The organism is Brevundimonas sp. FV1ye29L (genome assembly GCF_058681095.1).
Genome location: NZ_CM178730.1, coordinates 1,149,863 through 1,176,473, shown reverse-complemented (window position 1 = coordinate 1,176,473; position 26,611 = coordinate 1,149,863). Strand labels below are relative to the sequence as shown.

Genomic DNA, 26,611 nt, shown 5'->3' with positions numbered 1-26,611 from the left:
GAGAGGTTCAGGGCTCTCCGGGCTCCGGGGATTTCACCCCCCGGACAGTCCCGCACCGCCACCGGCGTCGTGTGTCCATCGCCCCAGGTCTCCGCCGGGGCGCGGTCCGTGACCGGATTATACGATGCAGTTTCCCGCTCGATCGCCCCCGCCGCACGTCCGGGTCCTGGGCCCAGGACGCCTTCCCCTCGCAGCGGGACGGGGAGGATTATGGACCGGACTCGAGGTCAGGCGGGTTCGCGGCGGCGAGATTGGGGAAAGCGGTTGGAAATCAACAGGGGAAGGGGCTGATGTGTGATGGATCAGCTTTTCGATCTGTTCCCTCTCCCGGCGGGAGAGGGCAAAACGTCAGGATTCCCGCTGGAACGGATAGAAACCGCCGCCCAGGCCCAGCAGGCCGGTCAGGTCGTCCAGGGCCGCGCGGGTCTCGGTCAGGAGGGCGGGGTCGGACAGGTCGGACGCGGTGAGGCGGTCGCGGTACCAGCGGTTCGCCCACTGCGACAGGCGGACGTGGAGGTCGTCGGTCAGACGCATGGCCGCGTTGGTCGCCGCCAGTTCCGCCTCGGTCAGCACGACCCTAAGCCTCAGACAGGCCGGGCCGCCGCCGTTGCGCATCGATTGGCGCACATCGACATAGCGGACCGCGCCGATCGGACCGTTGGACGCCGCGAGGCCCTGTGCGACCGCATGGCTGCGCGGGTTGTCGCGGGTCTCGGTCGGGCAGATCAGGATCAGACGGTCCTCGCCGGGGATCTGCACCAGCATGGAGTTGAAGAGGTAGCTGGAGATGGCGTCGGCCAGAGACAGGTCGGCCCCGGCGATCTCGACGAAGACCGGCTCGAACAGGCCGTCGGCGGCGGCGCGGATGGTCGCCTTTGTCCCCGTGGTGTCCTCGAAGGCCTGTTCATGGAAGAAGAGGGTGTCCAGGGCCCCGACGCAGACGACGTCATTGTGGAAGGTCCCGCCGGCGATGGCGGCGCGCGACTGTTGCGGCAGGACCGGGCGCCCTGCCCCGCCCGCGCTCATGCCGTGACGACGGGCGATGGCCTCGGAGGCCTGTCGGGTCTGCCGGGCGGGCCAGGCGCCGTCCCAGGGTTCGAAGGCGTCGCGGCCCCAGACCAGAAGATTGACGCCCGGGTCGCCATGGTCGGCGCACAGGCGGACGTGGTTGGCGGCGCCCTCGTCGGCCAGATGGGCGACGGCCGGCAGGGCCTCATGGACGGCGAAATGCGACGGGTCAGGGAAGAGGGCGTCGAGCGACCGCCGGGTCTGGGCGTGCTCCAGCGACCGGTGCAGGTTGGTGTGCAGGTTGGCGGGGGTGAAGTGAACCCGGCCGTCGCCGGAGTCCGCCGAGGGCGTCACCGTGGCGGCGTTGGCGGCCCACATGGCCGAGGCGGAACAGGCGGCGGCGGCAAAGGACGGCGCGTCTTTCCACGCCTGTTCAAGCACGGCGGCGTCCGGGCCGGTGAAGCCGAGGCGGCGCAGGAAGGGGATGTCGGGGCGTTCGTGCGGCGGCAGGACGAACTGGGGCAGGCCCAGATCGGCCAGGGCCTTCATCTTCTCCAGGCCTTGCAGGACAGCGGCGCGAGGATTGGACGCCTCGCCCTTGTTCAGGCTGGAGGCGAGGTTGCCGGGGCTGAGCCCGGCATAGGAATGGGTCGGGCCGATCAGGCCGTCGGCGTTGGCTTCGAGGGCTTTCACAGAGCCCTCTCCCGGAGGGAGAGGGCTTGAGGCTCGCAGAGCGCAGCGATGCGCCAGCCGAAAGGGTGAGGGGTTACGGTGTCTGATCGTCGAGACCGTAACCCCTCACCCGACCGCGCCAGAACGACGCCCCGGATCAAGTCCGGGGCGCCGTGCGCGGTCTCCCTCTCCCTCCGGGAGAGGGTCATGGTCTCAGCCCCTTGATCTCACCCTCGATATTCCTCACCGCCCCGGCCTCGAAACTCGCCACCGGCCAGGCGCAGTAGTCGGCGGCGTAGTACGCACTCGGCCGGTGGTTGCCGCTGTCGCCGAGGCCGCCGAAGGGCATGTCGCCGGCGGCGCCGGTCGTCGGGCGGTTGAAGTTGACCACACCGGCGCGGATGCGGCGGATAAAGCGGTCCCAGTTGTTCGGGTCGTCGCTGACGAGGCCGGCGGACAGGCCATAGCGGGTGGCGTTGGCAGCCTCGATCGCCGCCTCGAAGGTCGGGACGCGAACAACCGACAGGAAGGGGGCGAACATCTCCTCGTCCAGCACGTTCAGGCCGGTCACGTCGATGATGGCGGGCCGCACGAAGGCGCCCGGCAGATTGTCGACCGGCCCCGAGGCGCGGATCACCTTCGCCCCGAGGTCGATGCGTTGTTGCAGGGCCTGGAGCGCGCCCTGAGCCGCATTCACCGAGATCAACGGCCCGGCGTAGGGTTCGGGCGTGGAATCCCACGGGGCGAAGTTGAGCCGGTCGGCCATGGCCGCGACGGCCTCGATGACCGCATCCCCGGCCGGGCCCTCGGGCAGGATCAGGCGCCGCGCGCAGGAGCAGCGCTGGCCGGTGGTGACGAAGGCCGACTGGACCACGATCCCGGCCACGGCCCCGGCGTCGGCGGCGTCCCAGACGACGAGCGGATTGTTGCCGCCCAGTTCGAGGGCGAGGATGACGTGCGGATTGTCGGCGAACTTGCGCCGGAAATAGGCCCCCGCCGCGCCGGAGCCGGTGAACATCAGGGCGTCGATGGGCTGGTCCAGCAGGGCGGCGCCGATGTCGCGGCCGCCCTGAACGAGGTTGAACACCCCGTCCGGAAGGTCGGCCTCGGCCAGGCATTCGGCCATCAGGGCGCCGGTCCAGGGCGTCTCCTCCGACGGCTTGAACACGACGGTGTCGCCGGCCAGAAGCGCCGGCACGATATGGCCGTTGGGCAGGTGGCCGGGGAAGTTGAACGGGCCCAGCACCGCCGCCACCCCGTGCGGGCGATGGCGCAGGACGGCCTGGCCGAAGGCGGTCTCGGCGGTGCGCTCGCCGGTGCGTTCGTCATAGGCGCGGATGGAGATATCGACCTTGCCGGCCATGGAGCCGAGTTCGGCGGTGGTCTCCCACAGGGCCTTGCCGGTCTCGCGGCTGATCGCCCCGGCCATCTCGGGCGCCCGGCGTTTCAGCACGGCCTGATAGCGCTTCACGGCGTCGATCCGGTCCTGACGCGGGCGGTCGGCCCAGTCGGGGAAGGCGGCGCGGGCGCGGGCGACGGCGGCGGCGACCTCGGCCGGGGTCGAAGCCGCGCCTTCCCAGACGGTCTGGCCGGTGGCCGGGTCGACGGAGGTCAGATGGGTCATGATTTCACTCGCACGATGTCGCCCGCCGTCACCTTAAGGGCCGCAGCGGTTTCGGCCGAGATCACCGCCGTGTCGCCGTCGATGGCCACCTTCTGGCGGACGGCGCGGAAGGCGGAGACGCTGTCGGTCGAGATCAGGCCGGGCAGTTCGGCCTCCACCTCGGCGGCGATGCGCACCGTCAGGGCGCGGGCGTCGCGGACGGTGCGGATGTTGTCGCGGCCGCAGGTCACGGTCGGGCCGGCGTCGAAGATGTCGACCAGACCGTTAGGCCGAAAGCCTTCGCTCTCCAGCAGGGCCATGGCGGGCACGCCCTGGGGATGGACCTTGCCGATCACCGCCCGTGCGGGCTCGGGCAGAAGATTGACATAGATCGGATGGCGCGGCGCCAGGTCGAGGATGAACTGCTTGTCGGTCGAGCCGGTCATGTGGTCGGCCTGATCGAACTCCATGGGGAAGAATTTGTGCGCCACATGGTCCCAGAACGGGCAGGCGCCGTCGGGGGTGAAGACCCCGCGCAGCTCGGCCAGCACGGTCTCGGCGAACAGTTCCGGCTGGGCGCCGATCAGCATGTAGCGCGACTGGCTGAGCAACCGCCCTGCCCCGCCCTTGCGCCGGTCGGCCTTGAGGAACAGGGAGCCGACCTCGGTCCAGCCGCTGCATTCATTGACCAGCACCAGGGTCTGGTGCTCCAGCTTGATGTCCAGAGACGGCGACGACTGGGCGTTGCTCATGACGCGGAAGCTGAAGAAGGGCCGTTTCAGCCCGACCGAGGCCTTGACCGAACCGACGCCGTCGATGTCGCCGGTGTCGCTCTCCTCCAGCATCAGGGTGTACCAGCGCTCGGCCGGCGGCAGGGCGCCGTCGAAACTGGCGCGGCTGAGCTCCAGACGATCGGACAGGACGTCCGGATCCTCGGGCAGGCTGGTGAAGCCCGGTCCCGAGAGGATGGCCAGCTCCAGCAGATGGTCGAGGTCGGCCGGGCCGGCGGGACGAACGATCAGCATACAGGGTCTTTCATACGCAGGGCCTTCAGACCCGGCCCGTCAATCTCGCCGGTCGCGAGTTTGCACAGGATCAGGGCCGAGAGTTGCGCGCGTTCGACGAAACTGTCGGGCCAGGCGAATTCCTGATCCGAGTGGATGTCCCCACCGCGCACGCCGAGGGTGTCGATATTGGGCAGGCCGGCCGCATGCAGGTTGTTGCCCTCGCAGACCCCGCCCGAGGGCTTCCAGGCGAGGGGCTGGCCCAGCAGGGCGCCGGCCTCGCGCACGGCCTCGAACAGGGCGGTCTGGGCGGCGTCCATCGGCTTGGGCGCGCGGGTCATGCCGCCGTGCAGGTCCAGCGTCAGCCCCTCGAACGGCGGGGTCGCGGCCAGCCGTTCGATCTCGCCCGTGATCCAGTCGGCGGCCGCGGCGTCGGGCACGCGGACGTTGAACCGCACCACGGCGTTGTCGGCGACGACGTTCAACGGCCCGCCGCCCGCGATCCGGGCCACATTGACCGTCACGCCGGGGCGCTGGCCGTTCAACCCGTGCAGGGCAGCGGCGATCAGGGCGGCGCCGGCGACGGCGTTGCGGCCTTCCTCGAAGGCGCGGCCGGCGTGGGCGGCGCGGCCGGTGACGATCAGGTGGAAGTTGCCGCTGCCCTTCCTCGCCCCCGCCAGGGTCCCGTCGGCCAGGGCCGGTTCATAGGTCAGGCCGACATGACCCGCCGCGCCGAGTGCGGCCAGCAGGGGCGCCGAGGCGGGCGAACCGATCTCCTCGTCCGGGCTGAGCAGGACGGTCCAGCCGACGGCGTCCCGTCCCGGGCGGGTCTCGAACGCTTCCAGCGCGCCCATCAGGACCGAAATCCCGCCCTTCATATCGGCCACGCCGGGCCCGTTCAGGGCGCCGTCCGGGCGGGCCGTCACGGTCTGGAAGCTGCTGTCTGAGGCAAAGACCGTGTCATAGTGGCCGGTCAGCACGACCTGCACCGGGGCCTGCGGGCGCAGGGTGATCTTCAGGGCGTCGGCATGGGCCTCGGCCCTGACCGACCCGTCGTCGGTCACGGTGGTCGAGCCCCGGGTCGGGACGCGTTCAATCGTCGCGCCGGACAGGGTCCGCGCCTCGGCCTCCAGCAGGCTCAGGACGGCGTTGAGGCCCTCGGCGTTGCGGCTGCCCGAGTTCACATTGGCCCATGCGACCGTGCGATCGATCAGGGCCGGACCGCGCGCCGCGACATGGTCGAGCACGGCCTGGTCCTCTGGTAGAATGCGCATGACGCCAGCCTAGCGACCCGGACGGCAAAGGTGAAGGCGCGCCATATTCGGCCCCGGTGAACCCGGATCAGCGCCGGGTCGGGAACGTCGGCGCCCCGGCAGCGGCTGTCGCCCGGAGAATCGTGTCTACAGCCGGATCGGCCCGGACGCCGCCTGGCGCTCGCTGTAGCGGTCCACCAGAGGGCCGGCGATTTCCCGGGTCAGCAGGGTGAAGCGATAAAGCTCCTCCATCACGTCGACGAGCCGCTCATACCAGGCCGAAGGCTTCATCCGACCCGCCTCGTCGAACTCGTCATAGACACGGGCCACAGACGACTGGTTGGGGATGGTCAGCATCCGCATCCAGCGACCCAGAACCCTGAGCTGGTTGACCGTGTTGAACGACTGCGATCCGGCATTGACCTGCATCACCGCCAGGGTCCGGCCCTGGGTCGGGCGAACGCCGCCGGACTCCAGCGGCAGCCAGTCGATCTGGCTCTTGAAGATGCCGGTCATGGCCCCGTGCCGTTCCGGACTGCACCAGACCTGGCCCTCGGACCACAGCGACAGGGCGCGCAGCTCGGCCACCTTGGGATGATCCGCAGGCGCGTCATCCGGCTGGGGCAGGCCACGGGGATCAAAGATGCGGGTCTCGCCCCCCATGCGGCGCAGCAGCCGGTCGGCCTCCTCGATCATCAGCCGGCTGTAGGACCGCTCCCGCAGCGAGCCGTAGAGCAGCAGGAAGCGCGGCGGGTGGTCGAACCGCACGGGCGCCGCCAGATCGGCGGGGCCGGGAAGGCGAAACCGGCTCTCGTCCAGGGCGGGGAAGGTCTCGGGCAGGCTGTCGTCCCGCGATTGATCAAGAGTCATGTTTCCATTATTCGGGAATGATGGAAATGAATCAAGCCATCGAGCGGCTGTCGGCCCTCGCCTCCCCGTCCCGGCTGTCGGTCTTCCGGCTGCTGGTCCAGGCCGGGCCCGAGGGGTTGCGCGCCGGTGAGGTGGCCGGGGCCATTGCGGCGCCCGCCAACACCACGTCCAACCACCTGGCTGTGCTGAGCCGCGCCGGCCTGATCGGGTCTCACCGCGCGGGCCGCACCATCGTCTATCAGGCGGACTATGCCGCCATTGGCTCGCTGATCGGCTATCTGCTCGAGGACTGCTGTTCCGGGCGTCCGGAAATTTGCGCGCCCGTGGCCGACGCCGCCCGCCGGGCCTGTTGCGTCGAGGCGGCGGCATGAGCCTGTTCGAGCGCTGGCTGACGGTCTGGGTCGGGCTGTGCATCGTCGTCGGCGTCGGCCTGGGCTGGGCCGCCCCGGGGGCTTTCGCCGCCCTGTCGCGGCTGGAATACGCCGAGGTCAACCTGCCGGTCGCGGGCCTGATCTGGCTGATGATCATTCCCATGCTGCTGAGGATCGACTTCGCCGCCCTGTCCGGCGTGGCGCGACACTGGCGCGGCATCGGCGTGACCCTGTTCGTCAACTGGGCGGTCAAGCCGTTCTCCATGGCCCTGCTGGCCTGGTTCTTCATCGCCGGCCTGTTCCGGCCGTGGCTGCCGGAGGCGCAGATCGACAGCTATGTCGCGGGCCTGATCATCCTGGCCGCCGCGCCCTGTACCGCGATGGTCTTCGTCTGGAGCCGGCTGACCGGCGGCGAGCCGAATTTCACCCTCAGCCAGGTGGCGCTGAACGACGCCATCATGGTCATCGCCTTCGCCCCCATCGTCGCCCTTTTGCTGGGGCTGGCGGCCATCACCGTGCCCTGGGACACCCTGCTGCTGTCGGTCGGCCTGTATATCGTGATCCCGGTCATCGCTGCGCAGCTGATCCGCCGACGGGTCCTGTCGCGGGGCGGAGAGCCGCTGCTGGACCGGATGCTGGCCCGGCTGGGGCCGGTCTCGATCGCCGCCCTGCTGGTCACCCTGATCCTGCTGTTCGGCTTTCAGGGGCGACAGATCGTCGAACAGCCTCTGGTCATCGCCCTGCTGGCCGTGCCGATCCTGATCCAGGTCTATTTCAACGCCGGCCTGTCGTATGGTCTGAACCGCCTGACCGGGGAGGCCCACTGCGTGGCCGGCCCCTCGGCCCTGATCGGGGCCTCCAACTTCTTTGAACTGGCCGTCGCCGCCGCCATCAGCCTGTTCGGACTGGGGTCCGGCGCCGCGCTGGCGACCGTGGTGGGGGTGCTGATCGAGGTGCCGGTGATGCTGTCGGTCGTCGCCCTCGTGAACCGTTCAAAGGGCTGGTACGAGCAGGGCCCGGCGGTCCGGAGACACGCGGCAGACAGGAGCCAACCATGACGATCACCCTCTGGCACAACCCCAAATGCGGCACCTCGCGCAATGTGCTGGAGATGATCCGCGCCTCGGGCGTCGAGCCCACCGTGGTGGAGTATCTGAAGACCGGCTGGGATCGCTCGACGCTGGAACGACTGGCCGCCGCCACCGGCGAGGGCGTGCGCGGCCTGTTGCGGATCAAGGGAACGCCGGCCGAGGACCTCGGTCTGACGCAGGCCGATGCGACCGACGCCGCCATCCTGGACGCCATGCTCGTCGAGCCCGTCCTGGTGAACCGGCCGATCGTCGAGACGCCGAAGGGCGCGAGACTGTGCCGTCCCTCGGAGCGGGTGTTCGACCTGCTGGACAATCCGCCGGGCCGTTTCACCAAGGAAGACGGCGAGGTCGTCGGCGGCTGACCCCGCCCCTACTCCCGGCTGGCGTTCGGCCGGTTGTCGGCGTTTCGCGCCCCAGGAGGTCGTGAGGCCCGGCGCCACCGGATCGACAGGGTGGCGTCGCCCGTCCCGCCGAATTTGGAGCTGATCGACAGATTGCGGCGCACCTGCCATTCGACATTGACGGCAGCCCCGCCCTCGCCTCCGCCGATGATCTCCAGATAGACGTCGTCGGTGAGATAGCGCCCGCCGGCCACGGTCAGGGCCGAGGCCTCGCCGCCGAACGACAGCCGGTCCAGTCCGGCCAGTTCACGCAGATTGCCGATCACGTCGAAGCCGCCGCCGCCCGCGAGCGACGCGACCCCGGCCGCCAGCTGGGCGGTCTCGAAACCGGACAGTTGCGACGCCGACCGGCCGAACAGCACCTGCGACAGGATTTCGTCCTGCGGCAGGGAGGGACTGGAGGTCAGTTCGATCTTCGGCGAGGCCGCCGTTCCGGTCACCCGGATCGTGGCCGTCAGGGCGGGGTCCTCACGCACCGCTGTCAGATCCAGCCGGATCAGGCCCGGATCGGTCGACAGGGCCACGGTCCCGCGCGGATCGAACACGAACCGCTTGCCGGCGAACTCATAGTCGCCGCGCACGACCCGCGCCGTCCCGCTCAGGGTCGGCTGGGCGATGGTGCCCGTGACCTGGGCGTTCAGGTTGAGCTCGACGTTGAGGCCGCGCCCGACGACGCGCACATCCCCGCCCGGCGACCGCAGCTGGATGTTCAGGCCGAACTGGGGGCCCCGCTGGGCGGTCTGTTCCTCTTCCGGGAGATCTCCGCCGGGCTTGTTGATCTCCACCACATCCATACGGACCACGCCGTTCGAACCCGGGGGATTGGCCTCGATCCGGGCCTCGTCGACGTCGATCCGCCCGGTCAACTGGATATTGCCGTCCGTGCCGCGCACGACGGTGATGGGTCCGGACGCCCGCGCCTCGGCGATATCATTGTCGATAATGCGGAACCGGCGCAGGCTCAGTTCGAAGCTGGAGGCCGAGCCTTCGCGCAGCCCGATGCGGCCGTCACCGGTCACCGTGCCGCCGGATCCGTCATTGGCGGTGAAGCTCTCGACCTGGGCCGTGGCGCCGTCGAACCGGCCCGTCAGATTGAGGGCGTTGAGCCTCAGCCCTGTGGCGTTGTCGCGGAAGGCCCCGTCCCTGACCGTCAGGGCGCCGTCGATACGCGGCTCCGCGAGCGTTCCGGCGAGGGTTGCGTTGCCGTCCACCTGTCCCGCCAGCGATCGTTCACCGCCCATGAAAAGATCCCAGATCGGCTGGATCTGGCCCCGGACGGAGACCTGGCCCGACATGGCGCGCGTCCGGGCGATGGCCAGTCTGAGGGGGGCGGCCGAGGCCTCGACCGGCAGGGCCACATCGACCGAGGCCCGCACCTGGTCATTGTCGCTGGCCTGGGCCTGGATGCGCAGGGTAGAGCCGTCCAGAGTGGCGTTCACGACGCCGTCGACCGCCAGACCCCGCGGCGCATCCACGCTGCGTACCTGACGCATCGCGACATTGGCCGTGCCGCTGAGGGACGATCCCTGGCCCTGCAGCGCCACCTTGCCGGTCACCTGTCCCCTGAGGTCCGGTGCGATCGACCCCAGTTCCACAGCGGTCAATTCCGCATTGATGGAGGCGCCGGACGCATCCTGACGCAGTTCGCCGGTCAGGACGCCGCCCCCCACCGTCAGATTGACCCGGGCGACAGCCCCGTCGCCGGCCAGGGCGATCACCGCCGGGCCGCGCGTGGTGAAGGCGACCTCTCGCACCCGGCCGCCGCCGGTCAGGGCAAGGCCGTGGTTGTCGCCCGTCCGCGTATAGACCGCCGTGCCGTTGAACTGGACCGGATTGGCCCCGCCGACGTCCACGGCAAGGGTCATGGGCAATCGCGACAGCGTGCCCCGTCCGTCAAGGTCCAGACTGCGGATCACCCAGGTCGAACCCGTCAGGCGCAGGTTGCGGGCGGTCACGTCCACAACCGCCGTCTCCGGCCCGCCGCCCTCGGTCAGCCTGACCCGGCCCTCGGCGCTGCCCGAGGCGATGAAGGCGCCGGGCCGGGCGCTGAAGGTCAGGTCGGCGCTGGAGGGAATACGGTCCGAGAGGGCGACAGCCCCCTGGGCCTTGACCCCGCCCGCGTCCAGATCGACATCCGACAGCCGGATCGCCGGCCCGCCCAGATAGAAATTGCCTGAAGCGCGCGCTGGCCCGTAGTTCGAGCCGCTGGTCAGGACCACCCGGCCATCCGAGGCGTCGGCGCCCTTTCTGAAGCTCAGCACCAGATTGGCATTGGTCAGGGTCAGGGGCCCGGCCGCCACCTTGTCAAAGGCGGCGGTCAGGTCGGCGCGCGGCTGGGCCAGGGCGCCGGTCAGGGCCCCCTCGCCGGTCATGGTGCCGTCGATGGCGACCGGGCCGACGCCGAACGGACCGCGCGCATTCCAGTCCAGGGCCAGCCGCAGGCGTCCGTCGCCCTCGATCAGCCCCTTGGCATTGGCCTGTCCGGCCGCGCCGGTCAGTTCGCCGCGATCGATCTCGATCCGGCCGCCGTTCAGCAGGCCTTCGGCCTGAAGCCGCGGCGTCGGCCCCAGCAGCCGGTCGATCTCGGCCATGCCGGTGGCGAGGCCGGCGCCGCGACCGTCAAAGGCGATCTTCCATGGCGCGCCGGACCGGGCCGACGACGCCGAGACGGGGCCGCCGAAGGCGCCGCTGGCGCCGGGGCGGATGCGGCCGACATCGGTGATTTGCGCCTGCCCCCGGAACGACAGGCCGCCCAGCAGATTGCGACCGCCCGCGCCGGTCAGGGTCAGGGCCTGACCCCGGGCGTCGATGCGGTTGAGCACAATCGCCCCGTCCTTTTCCCGCGCCGCCTGGAACTGGACCCGGGGCGCCGCGCCCAGCAGGGCGCCGACAATGCCCTCGCTGCGACCGCCGACTCCGCGGACGTCGCCGTCGAGGGTCAGCTTGCCGCCCTTCCAGGCGGCGTTCAGCGGACCCGCGAGTCGCGTCGCCTGATAGCTGGCCAGGGAGGCGTTCAGCAGGCTGGCCTGGCCCTTCAGATTGAAATCGTCAGGGCTGCCGGTGAAGACGCCGCTCCAGGCCGTCGCCCCGCCGACCGGCGTTCCGGCCAGCCGTGACAGGGACGCGGTCGAGACCTCGAGCCGGAGCCCGTCGGGCGCCGACCGGTCGGATATCTTGACCATTCCGACCGCATGCGACTCAAGATTCTCGGCCGACAGCCGCCAGGCCACGCCCTGGAAGCCCTCGCGCCGGGCGTCCGGGACGGCGGCGAACCCGAAGCGGACGGTGCGGCCGATCCGGTCGACGAACGGCCTGAACAGGTCCGAACCGCTGAAATCGGCATAGCCCGCGACCCGGGCGCCGGTCTTGCCATAGCGGCCCTGCACCGACAGGGGGGTAAAGCCGCCGGTGCGAACCACCGCATTGATCACCTCGCCATCCACCAGGGCGATGGCCGAGAACGGCCGGTCCGGCGAATAGCCCATGGCCCCGGCCAGGGGTCCGCCCCGGGCCTCACGGGCGCGCAGGTCCACGCGCAGGTCCTCCATCCTGCCGCCGAAGGTCGCGGCCAGTTTGAGGAAGTCTCCGGGCCGGTTCAGGCTGCGCGCATCGACGGTCGCCGTCTTGTCGCCGGTTCGCGGAATATGGGCGTCGCCGCTGAGGTCCCACCGGCCGTATTCCTGTGAGAAACCCTCCAGAAGCTCGATGCGGGCGGAAACTCTGTCGATATCGACCCCGATCGCCTGCGGGCTGGGCGGCCGGCCGTCCGGGGGGTCGACCTCGGGCCTGCGGATCACGCGGATGACCTCGGCCTCGATGCTGTCAGCGTGAAACCGTCGGCCCAGCAGCGGCAGATAGGACCAGTCGACCCGGACGTTCCTCGCCTCCAGCCAGACGCCCTTTTGATCGGTGATCGTCACACGGCGCAGGGTGAAGTCGTCGAACAGGTCGCCGCTCAGACCCTCGACATTGATCCGTCCATAGCGGCTGATCTTCTTGCCCTGGATGAAGCTGGAGACCAGGTCGCGACCCGGCCCCGTCAGCAGGTACATGCGCCCGCCGACCACCGCGACAACAGCGAGGCCGACGAGGGCCGCCGCCACAATGCTGGTGATGAACAGGGCCCACTGCAGGCGGGTGCGGCGGCGCTTTTCGGCCTTTGCCGGAGTATCGGGAACCGGCGTTTCGGGGGCCGGGGGCGCTGCGGCGGGGTCGGGGGTCAGGTCGTCGGTCAAAACGCCTGGCCTATGCTGATATAGATCTGGAAGCTGGCGTCGCCCTCGCGCTTGTTCAGCGGCATGGCGATGTCGGCCCGCACCGGGCCGAACGGCAGGCGGTAGCGCCCGCCCACCCCTACGGAATAACGCATGTTGTTCAGGTCGGGCGTCTCCTGGAAGCCCACCGATCCGGCGTCGACAAAGGCCACAGCGCCGAAGCTCGCGCCGATGTCGCGCCGGATCTCGAGAGAGGTCTCGAACAGCGACAGGCCGCCGCGCGGCGTGCCGTCCGGAAGGCGCGGCGAGACGGCCTGATATTCATAGCCCCGCACCGATCCGCCGCCGCCCGAATAGAACAGGCGGTCGGACGGTACGCTCAACTCGCCTCCGCCGATGATGGAGCCCAGCCGCAACCGGCCCGCGAACAGGGTCTTCGCCCCTGGCTGCAACGGCAGATAGAGGGTGGCCTGGGCCTCCGTCCTGAGGAACAGGATCGTGTCCTCGCCGGTCACTGCTGTCGGCTGGACATTGACCGTCAGTCGATGGCCCCGACGCGGGTCGAGGGGATCGTCTGACCGGTCCAGATAGGCGCCCGCCCTGCCGGTGACGATGGCGAGGTCGCGATCAAAGGTCAGGGGCATGGCGGTCACCGGATCGAAGCGCGACTCGGCATAGCGGCCGGCGTCGAACCCGATCCCGTAGCTGAAATACGACGTCCGGCCGATCCGTTGCTGCAGGTCCGCTGCGGCTGTGAAGGCGGTGCGGACATAGGCGTCTGTGTCTTCATTGACGATGGCGGTCGACAGCTTCAGCGTCCGTCCCGGCCGACGCCAGTGCGGCAGCGACAGGTCCACCCCCAGCCGGCTGTCGATGTCGGCCAGCCGCGCCTCGAACGCCAGGGTGTCCGCCCGGCCAAACCGGTTGCGCCAGGTCCAGATGGCGTCGATGCCGATGCCCTCGGCGGTCGAATAGCCGGCCCCGACCTCAATCAACCGCCGCGACCGGTCGGCCAGGGTGACGATGACAGGTCGGTTGCCGTCCGGCCGGGTCTGGTCCGTCGCCGCCAGCGCGACGCCGACGGTGTCGTAGATGCCGGTCTCGGTCAGACGGCGTTCCAGTTCGGCCACCTGCTCCGGGTCGAAGACATCCCCCTCGGCCCAGGGCGCCAGACCGGCGACCCAGTCGGGGTTGGTCGGCCCGGCCGTCTCCAGCCTGACGCCATCCAGCGTCACCAGCCGGCCCGAGGCGATGCGATAGGTCGGCGCGACCGTATAGGCCGCATGGTCCACCACCACGCGCCGGGGCTGGGCCGCCGCATCCGCATATCCCCGGCGCGTCAGGCCGGCGATGATGCGACCTTCCGCTGCGATCACGTCGACGGCCCGCCCCGGATCGCCGGCCCGGATCCCCGCCTCGGCCGCCGCCGCCGTCGCGGCGGCGGCGGCGGGCTCGGGCGCAATCCACTGGATCGCCGGCTCGACGAGCAGGAAACGGGGGCCGGGCATGACGTCGATGATGGCCAGGGGCGTCTCCTCGCCCTCCACGACGTCCTCCACCGACGGCTGATAGAAGCCCTCGGACCTGAGCAGCGCCGTGGCGGCCTCGACGGCGCTTCTGGCGCGACGACGGGCGTCGAAACGGTTGGACGGGGCCCCGTCCGCTTCTCCGACGGCGCGCAGAAGCTGGGCGCGCAATTCGCCTGACACCTCGCCGCGAACCTGGGCCCTGGGTTCGGCATGGACGGGCCCGGCGACCAGACAGACCCCGAAAAGGGCCGCAGTTCCGCCCGCCAGGCCGGACCGGGGCCAGGCCGTCGATCCGGCGCGTTCGGGTCGCTGCGGACGCCTGAAAATCAAACCTGTTCCTTTATAACCGCTGACGCCTGCCCCCGCCCGCAGACATCACCGTCTTCAAATTGTTCACGAATGCGCCAGGCTCCGGTGGCGCGGATCAAGGCCGGCTCAGTAGAAGAGCGTCTCACTCTCGGGTCTGACCGTCTCCTCGGAGGGTCGGGCGTCAGGCGGCAGGGCGGACGGGTCGACCGGTGTCGTCTCGGACCCTGCCTTCTCCTCGACGGGAGGGGGTTCCGAGACCACAGGCGCCGCATCCACAGGCGGCTGCGCAATCTCGACCTGGGCTGGAGCCGGGTCTTCACAGCCGCCCAGCAGGGCGACGGAGCCCAATACGGCAGCCAGAACCAGTCGTTTCATCTCGAATCTCCCCGAACCCGGCTGGAAACGCTTCGCGGTCGGCCCCCGTTCCATAACGCCCGACAGCGCCGAGGTCACCCCCGCAACCCCGTATTCAACCGGGTATGGAAACCTCTTGTTCGCGTTTAGCGCGTACGGTGAAGCTGCATGGAACCTCTGGACATGACCGCCAGCAACTACGCCGTCGTCGCACAGGTCCGCCTGAAGGAACTCAAGGGCCGTCTCGCCCTTGCCGTCTTCATCGGCCTGGTGGCCTGGGTTTTCGCCCCCTCGATCTGGCCTGTCGCCTGGCTGGGGGCTGTCGCGGCGACCCAGGCCCTGGACTGGCTGGTCTGTCGTCCGCTGCGGCTTCGTCCGGACGCGGCGCCGGTCCTGGGCCTGAAGATCGCCTGCTGCGTCGTGACCGCCGTCAGCGTGATCGTCTATTCCGGCATCGGCGGCTATGTCTGGTTCGAGGGCGGGGTCACCGGGCGTGTCTTCGCCATGATCCTCAGCGCCGGCGGGCTGCTTCACGTCAGCCTGCATATGCACCAGTCGAGAGCGTTGCTGCTGTCAGCCGTGGTCCCCCACGCCGGCTATTTTCTGGGCCTGCCCATCCTGACCTCGGTCCTCGAGCGCAACCCGTCCGGCCTGCTGGTGGCCGCAGGGTGCCTGCTCTACATGACCCATCTGATTGTGGCCGTCAGGCAGAGCTCCCTGACCACCCAGGTGTTGCGCGACGCCAACCGGATCGCCGGTGAGGAACGCCGCAAGGCCGAGATCGCCAGCGCCGCCAAGTCCGACTTCCTGGCCGTCGTCAGCCACGAAATTCGCACGCCGATGAATGCCGTCATATCCGCCGCCAACCTGCTGCGCCGGACCCGGCTGAACGGAGAGCAGCGCGAACACGTCGCCATGCTGCTGGATGCCGGCGATGTGCTCCTCGGCCTGCTCAACGACGTCCTCGACTTCTCCAAGATCGAGGCCGGCAAGATGGAGCTCGAGATCGCGCCGATGAATGTGCGGGACAAGCTCGGCGCCCTGCAGCGCCTGTGGCAGCCCCGGGCCTCCGCCTCAGGCGTGCGGTTGAAGCTGTCGGTGTCGGACGAGACGCCGGCCTGGGTGGCCACGGACGCCCTGCGGCTGCAGCAAATCCTGTTCAACCTGATGTCCAATGCGGTGAAGTTCACGACCGAAGGCGAAATCGTTGTCGTCGCCGGATGGCAGGCGGCGACCGGCGCAATGGTCATCGAGGTTCGCGACAGCGGCTGCGGCATTGCTCCGGAACAGCTGGACCACATCTTCAACAGCTTCGAGCAGGCGGAAATCGGAACCACCCGGCGCTACGGCGGCACCGGCCTGGGCCTGACCATCAGCCGTCGCCTCGCCGAACTGATGGGCGGCAGCCTGACCGTCACCAGCCGCAAGGATGTCGGATCGACCTTTACCCTGACCATGCCGGTCCAGGTGATGGAGGACGCCGGCAAGCCGGATGTGGCCACCGCGCTCGACACCGACCGCGTCGGCCTTGCCGGCCTCGACCTGCTGGTGGCCGACGACCACGCGGTCAATCGCCGGATCCTCAGCCTGCTTCTGGAACCGCACGGCTGTCGGCTGACCCTTGTGGAAAATGGCCTGGAGGCGGTCGAGGCGGCAGAGGGGCAGCCGTTCGACGCGATCCTCATGGACATGCAGATGCCCGTGATGGACGGGCTTGAGGCCTCGCGCCGCATTCGCGCGTCCGGGGCCAACCGCAAGACGCCCCTGATCGCGCTGACGGCCAACGCCATGGAGGTCCATCGCGCCGCCTGGAAGGAGGTCGGCGCCAACGCCTTCCTGACCAAGCCGATCGACCCTGTGTTGCTGGCCCGCACCGTCGCGGAACTGGTCGCGGACGCGGAATATGAGAAACAATCCGCCATCGGCTGATCCGACGGGCTTGACCCGCCCGGCCCGATGCAACAGAAGGCGGTCGCCCGACGGCGCGTCCTTAGCTCAGTTGGTTAGAGCATCTGACTTTTAATCAGAGGGTCCTCGGTTCGAGCCCGAGAGGACGTACCATCGGTTTGCGTTGTACATCAACGCGTTACGGGCTACCGCACAGACCCGTCTGACCGCTGATTTCTAGCGGGGGAACAGCGTGGGGATCAGCCAGCAGGGGACAGAATCGTCCTGCCCGGCGCGTTTCACCCGTTGCCGGCCGCCTCACGCCACGCCCTGCCCCGCGATCCGAACCAATTTCACGCGCACACAGCCGAACGAATCGCAGCCGGGAGGCCAGCGCGCGGCCGAGCGGGGCATGGAAAGGCGTGGACGTCATGCGGGCGGTGTCCGGGTCTGGCGGCGGACACGACTCCTAGTGACCTTTGGCGAGCCATGGGCGCGGCTTGCCGCTGATCGCCTTCAAAAGACGCTGCATGCGACCGAAGGTCATCTCCTCGCTGCGCCACACATTTCCGATGGCCTTCCAAAGGAAGGCCGGGGTCATTCTGGGGGCTTCGAAGTCCGACGGCACCGGCGGCCCCCATTGATACAGGCCGCCGGTCGTCAGCGGCGTCACATCCGCGGGGTGATCGGCCGTGAACATGTCGCTGTCCGCGAAATGCTCGACCTTGTCGCCCCAGGGGTCGCGCCAGTAGTCGAAAATCTGGCTGCCCAGCAGATGGCGCCCGACGCCCCAGGCATGGTCCCAGCCCTTCGACAGGAGGTGCTCCTGACCCATGGCGATGTCGTCGAGGTCGACGCATTCAAAAGCGGCGTGGCTGTACTGATTGACGACGTTCTGGACGAGCACGAAGGTGTGGTGGTCGGCCGGGGTGTCGCCCCGATCGCAGCGCATGAAGACCAGGGCCGGCTCTCCGTCGCCGATCGTCTGGATGTCCGAGGGCAGCAGACCGAAGGTGTCCATGTACCAGCGGACGGACTTGAAGAAGTCGACGACGGAGATCACCGCATGGCCGAGGCGAAGCACATTGGCCGCGCCAAGCGGCGGGCGCTGCATCGCGTTCACCCGTGTCCGCGGCTGTTCGAGATTCTGGACCAGAGACCGGCGCGAGGCCTGCCCCTCGCGGTGCGGTCCCTGAACGACCCGCAGCGGGAAACCGGCCGGATCGGTCAGCCTGACCTGCTTCCCCTCGGGCCAGCCGATCGCCGGTTCGATGGCGGACGCGCCAGGCAGGCCGGCGACCCTCTCCAGTTCCTCCAGCGTCCGGACCACCAGACCGACGCCCCGAAAGCAGGGCCTGTCGGTCTTTTTCAGGATGTAGCAGGGTCCGTAGCCGGAGCGTCCGCTCAGGAGCGCAGAGCTCTCGTCGTGATGGTCGACCGCCAGGCCAAAGTCGCTGAGGAAGGCCAGCGCCCTGTCGAGATCGGGCCGACCGAACTCGACACTGGCGATGTCCCACACCTTGACCAGCGGCGCGGCGGCGGCGCGCATCATGGGATCGAGCGCCGGGACTCCGGCGTCTTTGAAGACAAGGTCGGGCATGGGTCTAGAACCGCGCCTTGAGGGTGACGCCGTACTCGCGCGGACGGCCGATGTCGTACCGCTGCAGACCGACCAGGCTGGTGAGGTCGACACCACCGGTGACGTAGATTTCGTTCGTCAGGTTGGTCGCGAAGGCGGCCACTGTGTAGCGCCCGCCCGGGCTGTGGAACTCGGCGCGGGCGTTGACCAGACCCTGACCCGGGATGAGCAGGTCGTCGGTGTTTTGCGCCGAGCTCGTGTACTTCGTGCGGTCGCTGTAATCGAGGTTGAAGACCGCCTCGGACCCGTTGTCGAACGATGTCGTGTACTGGGCGCCGATCGAGTAGGCGAACCTCGACGTGTAGGCGAAGGGCGTATCCAGATTGATGCCGACGACGCCGGGCAGCAGGGTGTCGTACTCGGGGTCCAGGTAGGATGCCGAGGCAGTGAGCCGCAGGGCCGGGGTCACGACAAAGGTGGTTTCCAGCTCGACGCCGAAGACGTGGGCGGTTCCCGCGTTCTCGAGAATCGGCGTGGTGCCGACGATACGCTGGACCTGGATGTCGCTGTAGTCGGTGTAGAAAACCGTCGGGTTGATCCGCAGGCGGCGATCGAGGAACTGGGCCCGCGTGCCGACCTCGTAGGACCAGACCGTTTCCGGATCGAAGGGGACGATTCCGGCGTTCGGCAACGCCGGGTTCGGCGCCACGCTGAAGCCGCCGCCGCGCAGTCCCTTGCCCGCTGACGCATAGATCATGACATCCGGCGACCACTGGTACTGAAGGCGCGCCAGAGGGAGCACGACATCGTATTCCTGATCATTCGCCGCCCGTACACCGGTGCCCGTGACGGCCTCGGTATCCACCGACTCCCGCCCGACCCGCAGGCCGCCGGTCAGGGTCAGATGATCGGTCAGGTCGAGGTTCACATTGGTGTAGGCTGAGACCGACTTGCGCTGGCGCTCCTGGGTGACGCTTGAGATGCCGAGGAACAGGGTCTGGCCGGAAAAGGCGTCGAAGGTCTCGTCGTAGTAGTAGAGCCCGGCCACGTAGCGGATGCGCGGGCCGAACGCGCCGAGGAACTGGAGTTCCTCCGAATGGGCCTCGGAACGCGTGATCGAGTATTGTTCACCGACGAGGAGCGGCGAGGCGTCGATGTCGTTGAAGAAATTGTCCTTGCTCAGGCTGTAGCCGCTGAGCAGTTTGATCTGCAGGCTGTCGCTGACGCGGTAGTCGATCACGGCGTGGACGTTGCGCGCTGACGCCTTGTCCGAACTGTCTCGAGGCAGGCTGCCGTAGGCGCAGAGGATGCAGGTCGACAGGAAGGCGGTGTCGTATTTCACTGCATGGGTCAGGTTGTAGATCCTCGACAGCTGACCCGTTCCCACGATGACCGGCACATAGGTCGGCGAGCCGTCCAGCTCGCTCTCCGTCTGGTCGTAGCTCAGGTCGATCGTCAACTTGCCGTTCGGCCGGTACCGCGCCTGGATCCGGCCGATGAGATCCCGGTTGGCGCCGACCGTTCCCGGGCTGGTCTGCTTTTTCTGGATGCCGTCGGTGTCGAAGGAGGCCCCGCTCAAACGGACCGCGAAGGTGTCGCCGAGCGGGATGTTGACGCCCCCCAAGACGTCGCGACGATCGAAATTGCCGATCGTCGCCTCGGCGAAGGCGCCGAACTCCGGGGCCGGCTTGCGCGTCTGGTAGCGGATGGCGCCCCCGACCGCATTGCGTCCGAACAGCGTCCCCTGCGGTCCGCGCAGGACTTCGACCTGTTCGAGATCGAGCGCTCTCAAGGCATTGCCCGAGGCGGCGGGCTGGTAGAAGTCATCCACATAGAGCGCCACCGCCGGTTCAGAGCCGCTGGTGCCTCCGCGGCCGCCAAGGCCCCGCAGATAGAAGGTCGCCCCGCTGGCGCCGCCCTGGTTCGTCTGCTGCGCCACCGACAGGCTGGGAACCAGGTTCTGAAGATCGAAGATGTTGCGGACGCCCCGATCCTCGAGCTGTTCGGCGCTCAGCGCCGTCACGGCCAGGGGGGTGGTTTGAAGATTGCGCGCCTGACGCTCGGCGGTGACCACCACCTCGTCGAGTTGATCGGCGCTCTGGGCCGAACCGCCGGCCCCCGGCGCCTCTTGCGCCTGCGCAGCGCTCCAGGCCCCGAGCGTCAAGGCGGCGACGCCAGCCATCAATGCCATACGCGTGGTCATAGTCTTCCTCCCCATGTTTCCCGCCAGTTCCGACCCCGCGGCCGGCTGGCTGTCTTGGAATACGGACGGTCGTTCGATGATCGCCCGGGAGGGATTTAAAACGCCTGGCCGATCTTGAACCGATGGCCCTTCATGCTCGCCGATAGAATAAGGGTATCGCCCACCTCAGGTCGCCCTCTTCGCTATGCGGGCGGCGTAGTGACCGCCGGCGCGGCGGATCATATCGCAGAGATACTCGGCCATCGGGGTCAACGGCATGTCGTGACGACGAACAATTGAGACCCCCACCGGCGGAAAGCGCTCGACGAGATCCAGCGCCACCAGCGAGTCCGCCGTCGGGGGCATCTCCACGCAGGGCTGCGGGATGATGGTCAAAAGATCGGAGTTCGCCAGGGTGACCACGGTGATGAGGGTCGAATGCGCATGCATGACGATGTTCGGCGGGTCCAGGCCCAGATCCGGGAACATGCTGACGAAGTCCGCTTCCGTGCTTCGCATCGAGGACGTCGGTCGAACCCACCGCGCGTCGGTCAGTTCGCGCAGGCTCCTGGCCTTGGCCAGGGGGTGACCCTTGCGCGCCGCCACCACCCGTTCGATGTCGAACAGCTTTTCGACGTGCAACTGGGTGGTCGACACGTTCGGATCGATCGGCCCGACGTAGAAGTCGATCGTTCCATCCAGCACCTCCGGTTCGACGGCCTGGAACATGGCTTCGGAGATTTTCAGAAGGCCGTCCGCATAGCGTTTGCGGAAATTGGCGACCGCCGACGGCATGAGCGCCAGGCTCGACGCGCTGGACATCGCGACCGAGACCTGTCCGGTCGCCAGCCCCTTCATCTGTTCGATCTCTTCTGCGGCCCGTCGCAGGTCGCTCTCGATCGATTTCGCGCGACGGAGAAAGGCGCGGCCCATGGCGGTGGGTCGCACCCCCCGGGCGTAGCGTTCGAACAGGGAGACGCCAAGTTCCTGTTCGATCTCGTGGATGCTGCGGGTGATCGCCGGTTGGGCGATGTTGAGATGCCGACCTGCCGCGCGAAGGCTGCCGCATTCCGCCACCGCGATGACATCGCGCAGATGGATCAGTTTCATCGCGGGCTCCGTCGTCCTGCGAACCCAAACAGGTCCGGTTCACCGGCTTACGATACCAAATGGTGATCAGAGCCGTCGAGCCGCCATCGCCCCATTGCCCCGACCCCGCCGTAGAAGCGGCTGTCCCATCGCGGCGGTCGGTGGGTGAACCGCTCTCGTCAGAAGCGCGGACAGTGTGTTGGGGAGTGAGACACAATGGAAATCGACACGGACGTCCTGATCGTCGGCGCGGGTCCTGTCGGGCTGTCGCTCGCCATCGAACTGGGCATGCGCGGCGTGCGGGCGACGCTCGTGGAGCGCAATGCCCGGACCGGCTCAGCCCCGCGCGCCAAGACGACCAATGTCCGCACCCGCACCCATCTGCGTCGTTGGGGCATCGCCGACAAGCTGGCCGAGGCGTCACCGTTCGGCATCGACTATCCCAACGACATGGTGTTCGTCACGCGTCTGACAGGCGATCGCCTGGCGAGCTTTTCCAATGCCTTCAACGCATCGCCGGAAACGTCCGACGACTACCCCGAACACGCCCAGTGGATCCCCCAGTACACCCTGGAAAAAGTGCTGCTCGAACACGCGTCCTCGCTGCCGACGGTGGACCTGAGGTTTGGAGTGAGTTTGGCGACAGCCGTTCAGGACGCCGGGGGTGTGACGGCGACGATCGAGGTTGATGGGGCCGGGACCCGCTCGATTCGCGCCCGCTACCTGATCGGCGCGGACGGCGCGCGAAGCCTCGTGCGCGATCTCATCGGCGCGACGATGGTGGGGACCTATGGGCTCTCGCGGCACTCCAACATCATCTTCCGCGCGCCGGGCCTGGCCCAGGCCCACACGCATGGTCCCGCCGTCGTCTACTGGCAGGTCGGCGTCAACGGGGTCAGCGCTGTCGGGCCGATGGACAAGGACGACGTCTGGTTCTTCGGCTCCGGTCTGGCGGAAGGCCAGACGCTGTCGCCGGCGGAGGCCGCCGCCCTGATTGTTCAACGTACGGGCGTCGACCTGCCCTACGAAATCCTGAGCGCCGACGCCTGGGTGGCCAGCGAACTGCTGGCGGACGCCTATCGCGACGGGAGGATCTTCCTCGCGGGGGACGCCGCCCACCTTCATCCGCCCTTCGGCGGCTATGGCATGAACATGGGCGTCGGCGACGCGGTCGATCTTGGCTGGAAGATCGCCGCCGTTCTTCAGGGCTGGGGCGGACCCGAGTTGCTCGACAGCTATGAGGCCGAGCGACGCCCCGTCCACAAGGCGGTTCTGGCGGAAGCCATGGCCAACCATGCGATCGTCGCCGCCGAATTCCCTTCGGGTCTGGAGGACGCGACGCCGCAAGGCCAGGCCATCCGCTCCAGGGTCGGCGCCATGATCCAGGCGACGAAGGGCCGTGAGTTTTACACCCTGGGCGCCGTCCTGGGTCTTGGCTACGAGACCTCGCCGATTATCGTCGAGGACGGAACGCCCCGGCCGGTTCGCGATGGGGAGACCTATCACCCTTCGGCGCGACCGGGACAGCTGGCCCCGCACGCCTGGATGGAAGACGGTCGCTCGCTCTATGACGCCTTCGGCTCCGGGTTCACGCTCATCGCCAGCGACCTCGCGGCGGACGCGGATATCTGGAAGGCGCAGGATGATGCGACGGCCCTCGGCGTGCCTCTGACGGTGGTTCGTCCCGCCGGCGTGCCGATCAAGACCCTGTACGGCGCGGACCTCGCTCTCGTCCGTCCCGACCAGCACGTCGCATGGCGCGGCGACGTCTGGACATCCGTCCTTGGGCGGGTGACGGCGCTCGATCAGAAGCGGGCGGCCGCATGAGCGCCGCCATATCGCCGGAAGAGCTGCGGAGCCGGATTGACGAGGCCCCGATGAGTCAGGTCCAGGTGGGCGCGATCGCCATCACGGTCGCCCTGTCGGCGCTGGATGGATATGACGTGCTGTCGGCGACCTTCGCGGCCCCGGCGATCTCGGCCGCCTGGGGCGTCGGCAAGGGCGCGCTGGGGATCGTGCTCGCCAGCGGACTGGCGGGGATGGCGCTCGGCGCCTTCTGTCTCGCGCCTCTGGCCGATCTGTTTGGTCGCCGCAAGCTGATCCTTCTGGCGGTGGGCCTGATGGGCCTGGGCTCTCTGCTGACCGCGTTCGCCGGGACCGTGCCGGAGATGGCGGCATGGCGGGTCCTGACCGGTCTGGGCATCGGCGCCTGCGTCGCCGTCATCAACCCGATCGCGGCCGAGTTCGCCAACGCCCGCCGGCGTCCTCTGGCCATGTCCCTGATGGCCATGGGCTACCCCGTCGGCGGGGTGATCGGCGCCGTGCTCGCGGCGATCGTCCTCAAGGCGTCCGCCTGGCCGACGATCTTTCTGATCGGCGCGGGGGCGGCCGCGATCCTCTTTCCCCTCGTCGCCTTGCTGCTGCCCGAGTCGCCCGCCTTCCTCGCCGCCAGCCGCAAAACCGACGCGCTGCAGACGTTGAACCGTCTCCTTGGCCGGCTCCGGCAAACGGCCCTCGACCACTTGCCGCTTCGGCCGGAGGCTGCGCGTCGCGGCTATGCGCTCATCCTCTCCGGCCAGCCGCGCGCGATCACGATCCAGCTCTCCCTGGCCGGTTTCCTCTATTCGGCGGTCGCCTACTACACCCTGAGCTGGCTGCCGCAGATGGTGGCGGACGCCGGGTTCGATCCCTCCAGAGCCAGTGTCGCGGCGCTTGCAGCGAACCTCGTCGGCGTCGCCGGCGGGGTCGTTTTCGGCCTGCTGGGCGGAGCGCTGGGCGTGCGCCGGCTGACGGTGATCATGATGTCGGGTCTGGGCGTCGCCATCGCGGCCTTCGGCTTCGCCCCGGCCCAGTTCGGCGTTCTGGTCGCCGTGGCGGCGGCCTGCGGCTTCTTCCTGTTCGCCGGAACAGCGGGGCTCTACGCCACGCTCGCCATCAGCTTTTCTGACGAGGGGCGGGCGTCCGGCAGCGGCTTCATCAGCGGGGTTGGACGGATCTCCAGCGCCATCGCCCCGGCGCTCGCCGGCGCCCTGTTCGGGGCGGGGTGGGGCCGGGCCGAAGTCTCGGCGGCCTTCGCCGTCTGCGCCCTTCTCGCCGCCGTCGTGCTCGCACGCCGCGTGCAGACCCTGCCGTCCTGAGCCGCAGGGAGCCAGCCGATGCCAATCACCTCAGCGATAGACGAATACACCGCCTGGCTTGAACGCGAGTCCGGTCTGGCTTTCGCGGATTTTGAAAGCCTGCACCGCTGGTCGGTGGAGCAGGCGTCGGAGTTCTGGACCAGTCTCTGGAGGTTCGACGCCATCCAGTCGCCCGAACCGCCGACGGTCGCGCTCGCCGAGGACGCCATGCCCGGCGCGGTCTGGTTTCCGGGGACACGGGTGAACTATGCCCGTCAGGTGCTTCGGCACGTCGCCGGGGCGCATGCGGCGGGTCAGTCCGCCATCATCGCCGAGGACGAACGGGGTGCGGCGGGCACGCTGGACTGGCCGACGCTGGAACGGCAGGTCGCCTCCCTGGCCCTGTGCCTGCGCCGTCTGGGCGTGGTCTCCGGCGACCGTGTCTGCGCCTATCTGCCGAACCGGCCGGAGGCCATCGTCGCCTTCCTCGCCACCGCCTCCATCGGCGCGGTGTGGAGTGTCTGCGCGCCCGATATGGGCGCGCCCGCCATCCTCGACCGCTTCCAGCAGATCGAACCCAGGGTCCTGATCGCGACAGACGCGGTCTACTACGCAGGAAAGGTGCTGGATCGACGCGAGACCGTCGCCCAGCTGCGGAGATCACTCCCGACTGTCGAGCATCTCATCGTTATCGGGTCGGGGCTCGTCGATGGCGCGATCGCCGGGACGCTGTCCTTCGCAGACCTGACAACCGTGGACGATCCGGCCGTCGCCGCGTTCGAACCCGACTGGGTCCCCTTCGACCACCCGCTCTGGATCCTCTACTCCAGCGGCACTACCGGAAAGCCCAAGGCCCTGGTCCACGGACACGGCGGCATCCTGCTGACTGCGGCCGCCGGGCGTCTGCACATGGACATAGGCCCAAGCTACGCCGGGCGCACCTTCGGCGAACGGTTTCACTGGTTCAGCTCGACCGGCTGGATGATGTGGAACGCCCAGATCGCGGGGCTCCTGGGCGGGACGACGATCTGCATCTTCGACGGCAGCCCGACCGGCCCGCGCGACGCGCCCGACTGGGGGCAGCTCTGGCGGTTCGCGGCCCGCAACAAGGTGACCTTCTTCGGCTCCGGCGCCCAGTTCTATACCCTTTGCCTCAAGTCGGGCGTCGACTTCCGGGATGTGGGCGACCTTGCCGCACTCCGGGCCCTGGGCAGCACGGCCTCGCCGCTGTCGGCGGACGTTCAGACCGGCATGTCGGAGGCTCTGGGTCGTCCTGAACTCTGGTGGTTCAACAGTTCGGGCGGGACCGACATCTGCGGCGCCTTCTGCACCGGCAATCCGAACCTGACGCCCGCCCCCGGCAAGCTGCAATGCCGCCAGCTGGGGGCCGCCGTCGAAGCCTGGGACGAAGACGGTCGCGCCGTGATCGACAAGGTCGGCGAACTGGTCTGCACCCGCCCCCTCCCCTCCATGCCGCTCTATCTCGTGGGCGACACGGACGGCTCCCGCTACCGCGACTCCTATTTCGACAAATTCCCCGGCGTCTGGCGCCACGGGGACTGGATCCGGCTGGAGGCCGACGGCACGTGCGAAATCTTCGGGCGCAGCGACGCCACGATCAATCGTGGCGGACACCGGATGGGGACGAGCGAAATCTACTCCGCTGTCGAGCGGCTGGATGAGGTGGCGGACGCGATGGTGATCGACGTTCGCGTCCGTGACGGCGACAGTCAGCTCCTGCTCTTCCTGGTACCGGCAGCCGGCGTCGCCATGTCCACCGAGCTGGAGGCGACAGTCCGCAAGGCGATCCGCGACGCCTTGTCCCCCCGCTTTGTGCCGGACCGGATCATCGCGGTCCCGGCGATTCCGCGCACCCTGTCATCCAAGAAGCAGGAGCTGCCGATCAAACGCCTGTTCGAGGGCGCCGAGGTCGAAAAGGTTCTCGACGTCTCCGCCATGACGAACCCCGAATGTCTGGCCGCCTATCAGGCGATGGCGGCGGACTTCATCCAGAAACACGGCCGGTCAGTCTGAGCCGGCGCCCGCCAACCGGCAGTTGATGCCGCGCAAGGAAGACGT

General features: G+C 68.7%; 18 protein-coding genes and 1 tRNA gene. 8 read left to right on the top strand and 11 right to left on the bottom strand.

What is annotated here, in order from left to right; genetic code table 11:
- Window positions 1-348 precede the first annotated feature (348 nt).
- The 5 genes from astB to arsH all read right to left on the bottom strand — a co-directional run bounded on the left by astB (window position 349) and on the right by arsH (window position 6,410).
- Window positions 349-1,701 carry an N-succinylarginine dihydrolase gene (gene astB, locus ACW17W_RS05795; RefSeq protein ID WP_492079792.1) on the bottom strand — a complete coding sequence of 451 codons (1,353 nt, stop codon included), beginning with the start codon at window positions 1,699-1,701 and terminating at the stop codon, window positions 349-351.
- A gap of 184 nt (window positions 1,702-1,885) precedes the next feature.
- Entirely contained in the window at window positions 1,886-3,304 is a 1,419-nt protein-coding gene (gene astD / locus ACW17W_RS05790; protein ID WP_492079791.1) for a succinylglutamate-semialdehyde dehydrogenase, read from the bottom strand.
- Window positions 3,301-4,308, bottom strand: coding sequence for an arginine N-succinyltransferase (locus ACW17W_RS05785; protein WP_492079790.1), 1,008 nt, complete (start codon window positions 4,306-4,308; stop codon window positions 3,301-3,303). The genes astD and ACW17W_RS05785 overlap by 4 nt, the downstream gene beginning before the upstream one ends.
- Window positions 4,302-5,561, bottom strand: coding sequence for a hydrolase (locus ACW17W_RS05780; RefSeq protein WP_492079789.1), 1,260 nt, complete (start codon window positions 5,559-5,561; stop codon window positions 4,302-4,304). Before ACW17W_RS05780 ends, ACW17W_RS05785 begins: the two co-directional genes overlap by 7 nt.
- A 126-nt stretch (window positions 5,562-5,687) precedes the next feature.
- Window positions 5,688-6,410 carry an arsenical resistance protein ArsH gene (arsH, locus tag ACW17W_RS05775; protein WP_492079788.1) on the bottom strand — a complete coding sequence of 241 codons (723 nt, stop codon included), beginning with the start codon at window positions 6,408-6,410 and terminating at the stop codon, window positions 5,688-5,690.
- A 26-nt stretch (window positions 6,411-6,436) separates the two neighbouring features.
- Between arsH and ACW17W_RS05770 the strand changes: the two genes are divergently transcribed.
- The 3 genes from ACW17W_RS05770 to arsC are packed head-to-tail and all read left to right on the top strand — an operon-like array spanning window position 6,437 to window position 8,234.
- Window positions 6,437-6,781 carry an ArsR/SmtB family transcription factor gene (locus ACW17W_RS05770; RefSeq protein WP_492079787.1) on the top strand — a complete coding sequence of 115 codons (345 nt, stop codon included), beginning with the start codon at window positions 6,437-6,439 and terminating at the stop codon, window positions 6,779-6,781.
- Entirely contained in the window at window positions 6,778-7,839 is a 1,062-nt protein-coding gene (gene arsB, locus ACW17W_RS05765) for an ACR3 family arsenite efflux transporter (protein WP_492079785.1), read from the top strand. The genes ACW17W_RS05770 and arsB overlap by 4 nt, the downstream gene beginning before the upstream one ends.
- Entirely contained in the window at window positions 7,836-8,234 is a 399-nt protein-coding gene (gene arsC, locus ACW17W_RS05760) for an arsenate reductase (glutaredoxin) (protein WP_492079784.1), read from the top strand. Before arsB ends, arsC begins: the two co-directional genes overlap by 4 nt.
- An 8-nt stretch (window positions 8,235-8,242) precedes the next feature.
- Here arsC and ACW17W_RS05755 read toward each other — a convergent pair whose 3' ends face one another.
- The 3 genes from ACW17W_RS05755 to ACW17W_RS05745 form a co-directional block, all read right to left on the bottom strand.
- A complete protein-coding gene (locus ACW17W_RS05755; protein ID WP_492079783.1) occupies window positions 8,243-12,508 on the bottom strand; it encodes a translocation/assembly module TamB domain-containing protein in 4,266 nt (1,421 codons plus the stop codon).
- Window positions 12,505-14,346: an autotransporter assembly complex protein TamA gene (locus ACW17W_RS05750; protein WP_492079782.1), complete on the bottom strand. Its 1,842-nt coding sequence runs from the start codon at window positions 14,344-14,346 to the stop codon at window positions 12,505-12,507. The genes ACW17W_RS05755 and ACW17W_RS05750 overlap by 4 nt, the downstream gene beginning before the upstream one ends.
- Window positions 14,347-14,451: 105 nt before the next feature.
- Window positions 14,452-14,700, bottom strand: coding sequence for a hypothetical protein (locus ACW17W_RS05745; RefSeq protein WP_492079781.1), 249 nt, complete (start codon window positions 14,698-14,700; stop codon window positions 14,452-14,454).
- Window positions 14,701-14,862: 162 nt separating this feature from the next.
- On the opposite strand from ACW17W_RS05745, the gene ACW17W_RS05740 reads away from it, so the two are divergent.
- Together ACW17W_RS05740 and ACW17W_RS05735 are read left to right on the top strand one after the other, a co-directional pair.
- Window positions 14,863-16,608 (top strand): ATP-binding protein, encoded by a 1,746-nt coding sequence (locus tag ACW17W_RS05740; RefSeq protein ID WP_492079780.1) that lies wholly within the window; start codon window positions 14,863-14,865, stop codon window positions 16,606-16,608.
- A gap of 55 nt (window positions 16,609-16,663) precedes the next feature.
- A tRNA-Lys gene (locus ACW17W_RS05735) sits at window positions 16,664-16,740 on the top strand.
- 295 nt (window positions 16,741-17,035) lie between these two features.
- On the opposite strand, the gene ACW17W_RS05730 is transcribed toward ACW17W_RS05735, so the two are convergent.
- From ACW17W_RS05730 to ACW17W_RS05720, 3 genes are all read right to left on the bottom strand, one after another.
- Window positions 17,036-18,166, bottom strand: a complete 1,131-nt coding sequence (locus ACW17W_RS05730; protein ID WP_492079779.1) for a VOC family protein — start codon at window positions 18,164-18,166, stop codon at window positions 17,036-17,038.
- Window positions 18,167-18,170: 4 nt separating this feature from the next.
- Window positions 18,171-20,348 (bottom strand): TonB-dependent receptor, encoded by a 2,178-nt coding sequence (locus ACW17W_RS05725; protein ID WP_492079778.1) that lies wholly within the window; start codon window positions 20,346-20,348, stop codon window positions 18,171-18,173.
- A gap of 165 nt (window positions 20,349-20,513) precedes the next feature.
- The gene (locus tag ACW17W_RS05720; RefSeq protein ID WP_492079777.1) at window positions 20,514-21,437 is read right to left on the bottom strand and encodes a LysR substrate-binding domain-containing protein; all 924 of its coding nucleotides are present in this window, start codon (window positions 21,435-21,437) and stop codon (window positions 20,514-20,516) included.
- Between the two features lie 195 nt (window positions 21,438-21,632).
- Between ACW17W_RS05720 and ACW17W_RS05715 the strand changes: the two genes are divergently transcribed.
- From ACW17W_RS05715 to ACW17W_RS05705, 3 genes are read left to right on the top strand one after another with little or no spacing between them, the layout of a single operon-like run.
- Complete coding sequence (locus ACW17W_RS05715) at window positions 21,633-23,243, top strand: FAD-dependent monooxygenase (RefSeq protein WP_492079776.1); 1,611 nt, start codon at window positions 21,633-21,635, stop codon at window positions 23,241-23,243.
- The gene (locus ACW17W_RS05710) at window positions 23,240-24,553 is read left to right on the top strand and encodes an MFS transporter (RefSeq protein ID WP_492079774.1); all 1,314 of its coding nucleotides are present in this window, start codon (window positions 23,240-23,242) and stop codon (window positions 24,551-24,553) included. The genes ACW17W_RS05715 and ACW17W_RS05710 overlap by 4 nt, the downstream gene beginning before the upstream one ends.
- A gap of 18 nt (window positions 24,554-24,571) precedes the next feature.
- Entirely contained in the window at window positions 24,572-26,566 is a 1,995-nt protein-coding gene (locus tag ACW17W_RS05705; protein WP_492079773.1) for an acetoacetate--CoA ligase, read from the top strand.
- Window positions 26,567-26,611: the final 45 nt, after the last annotated feature.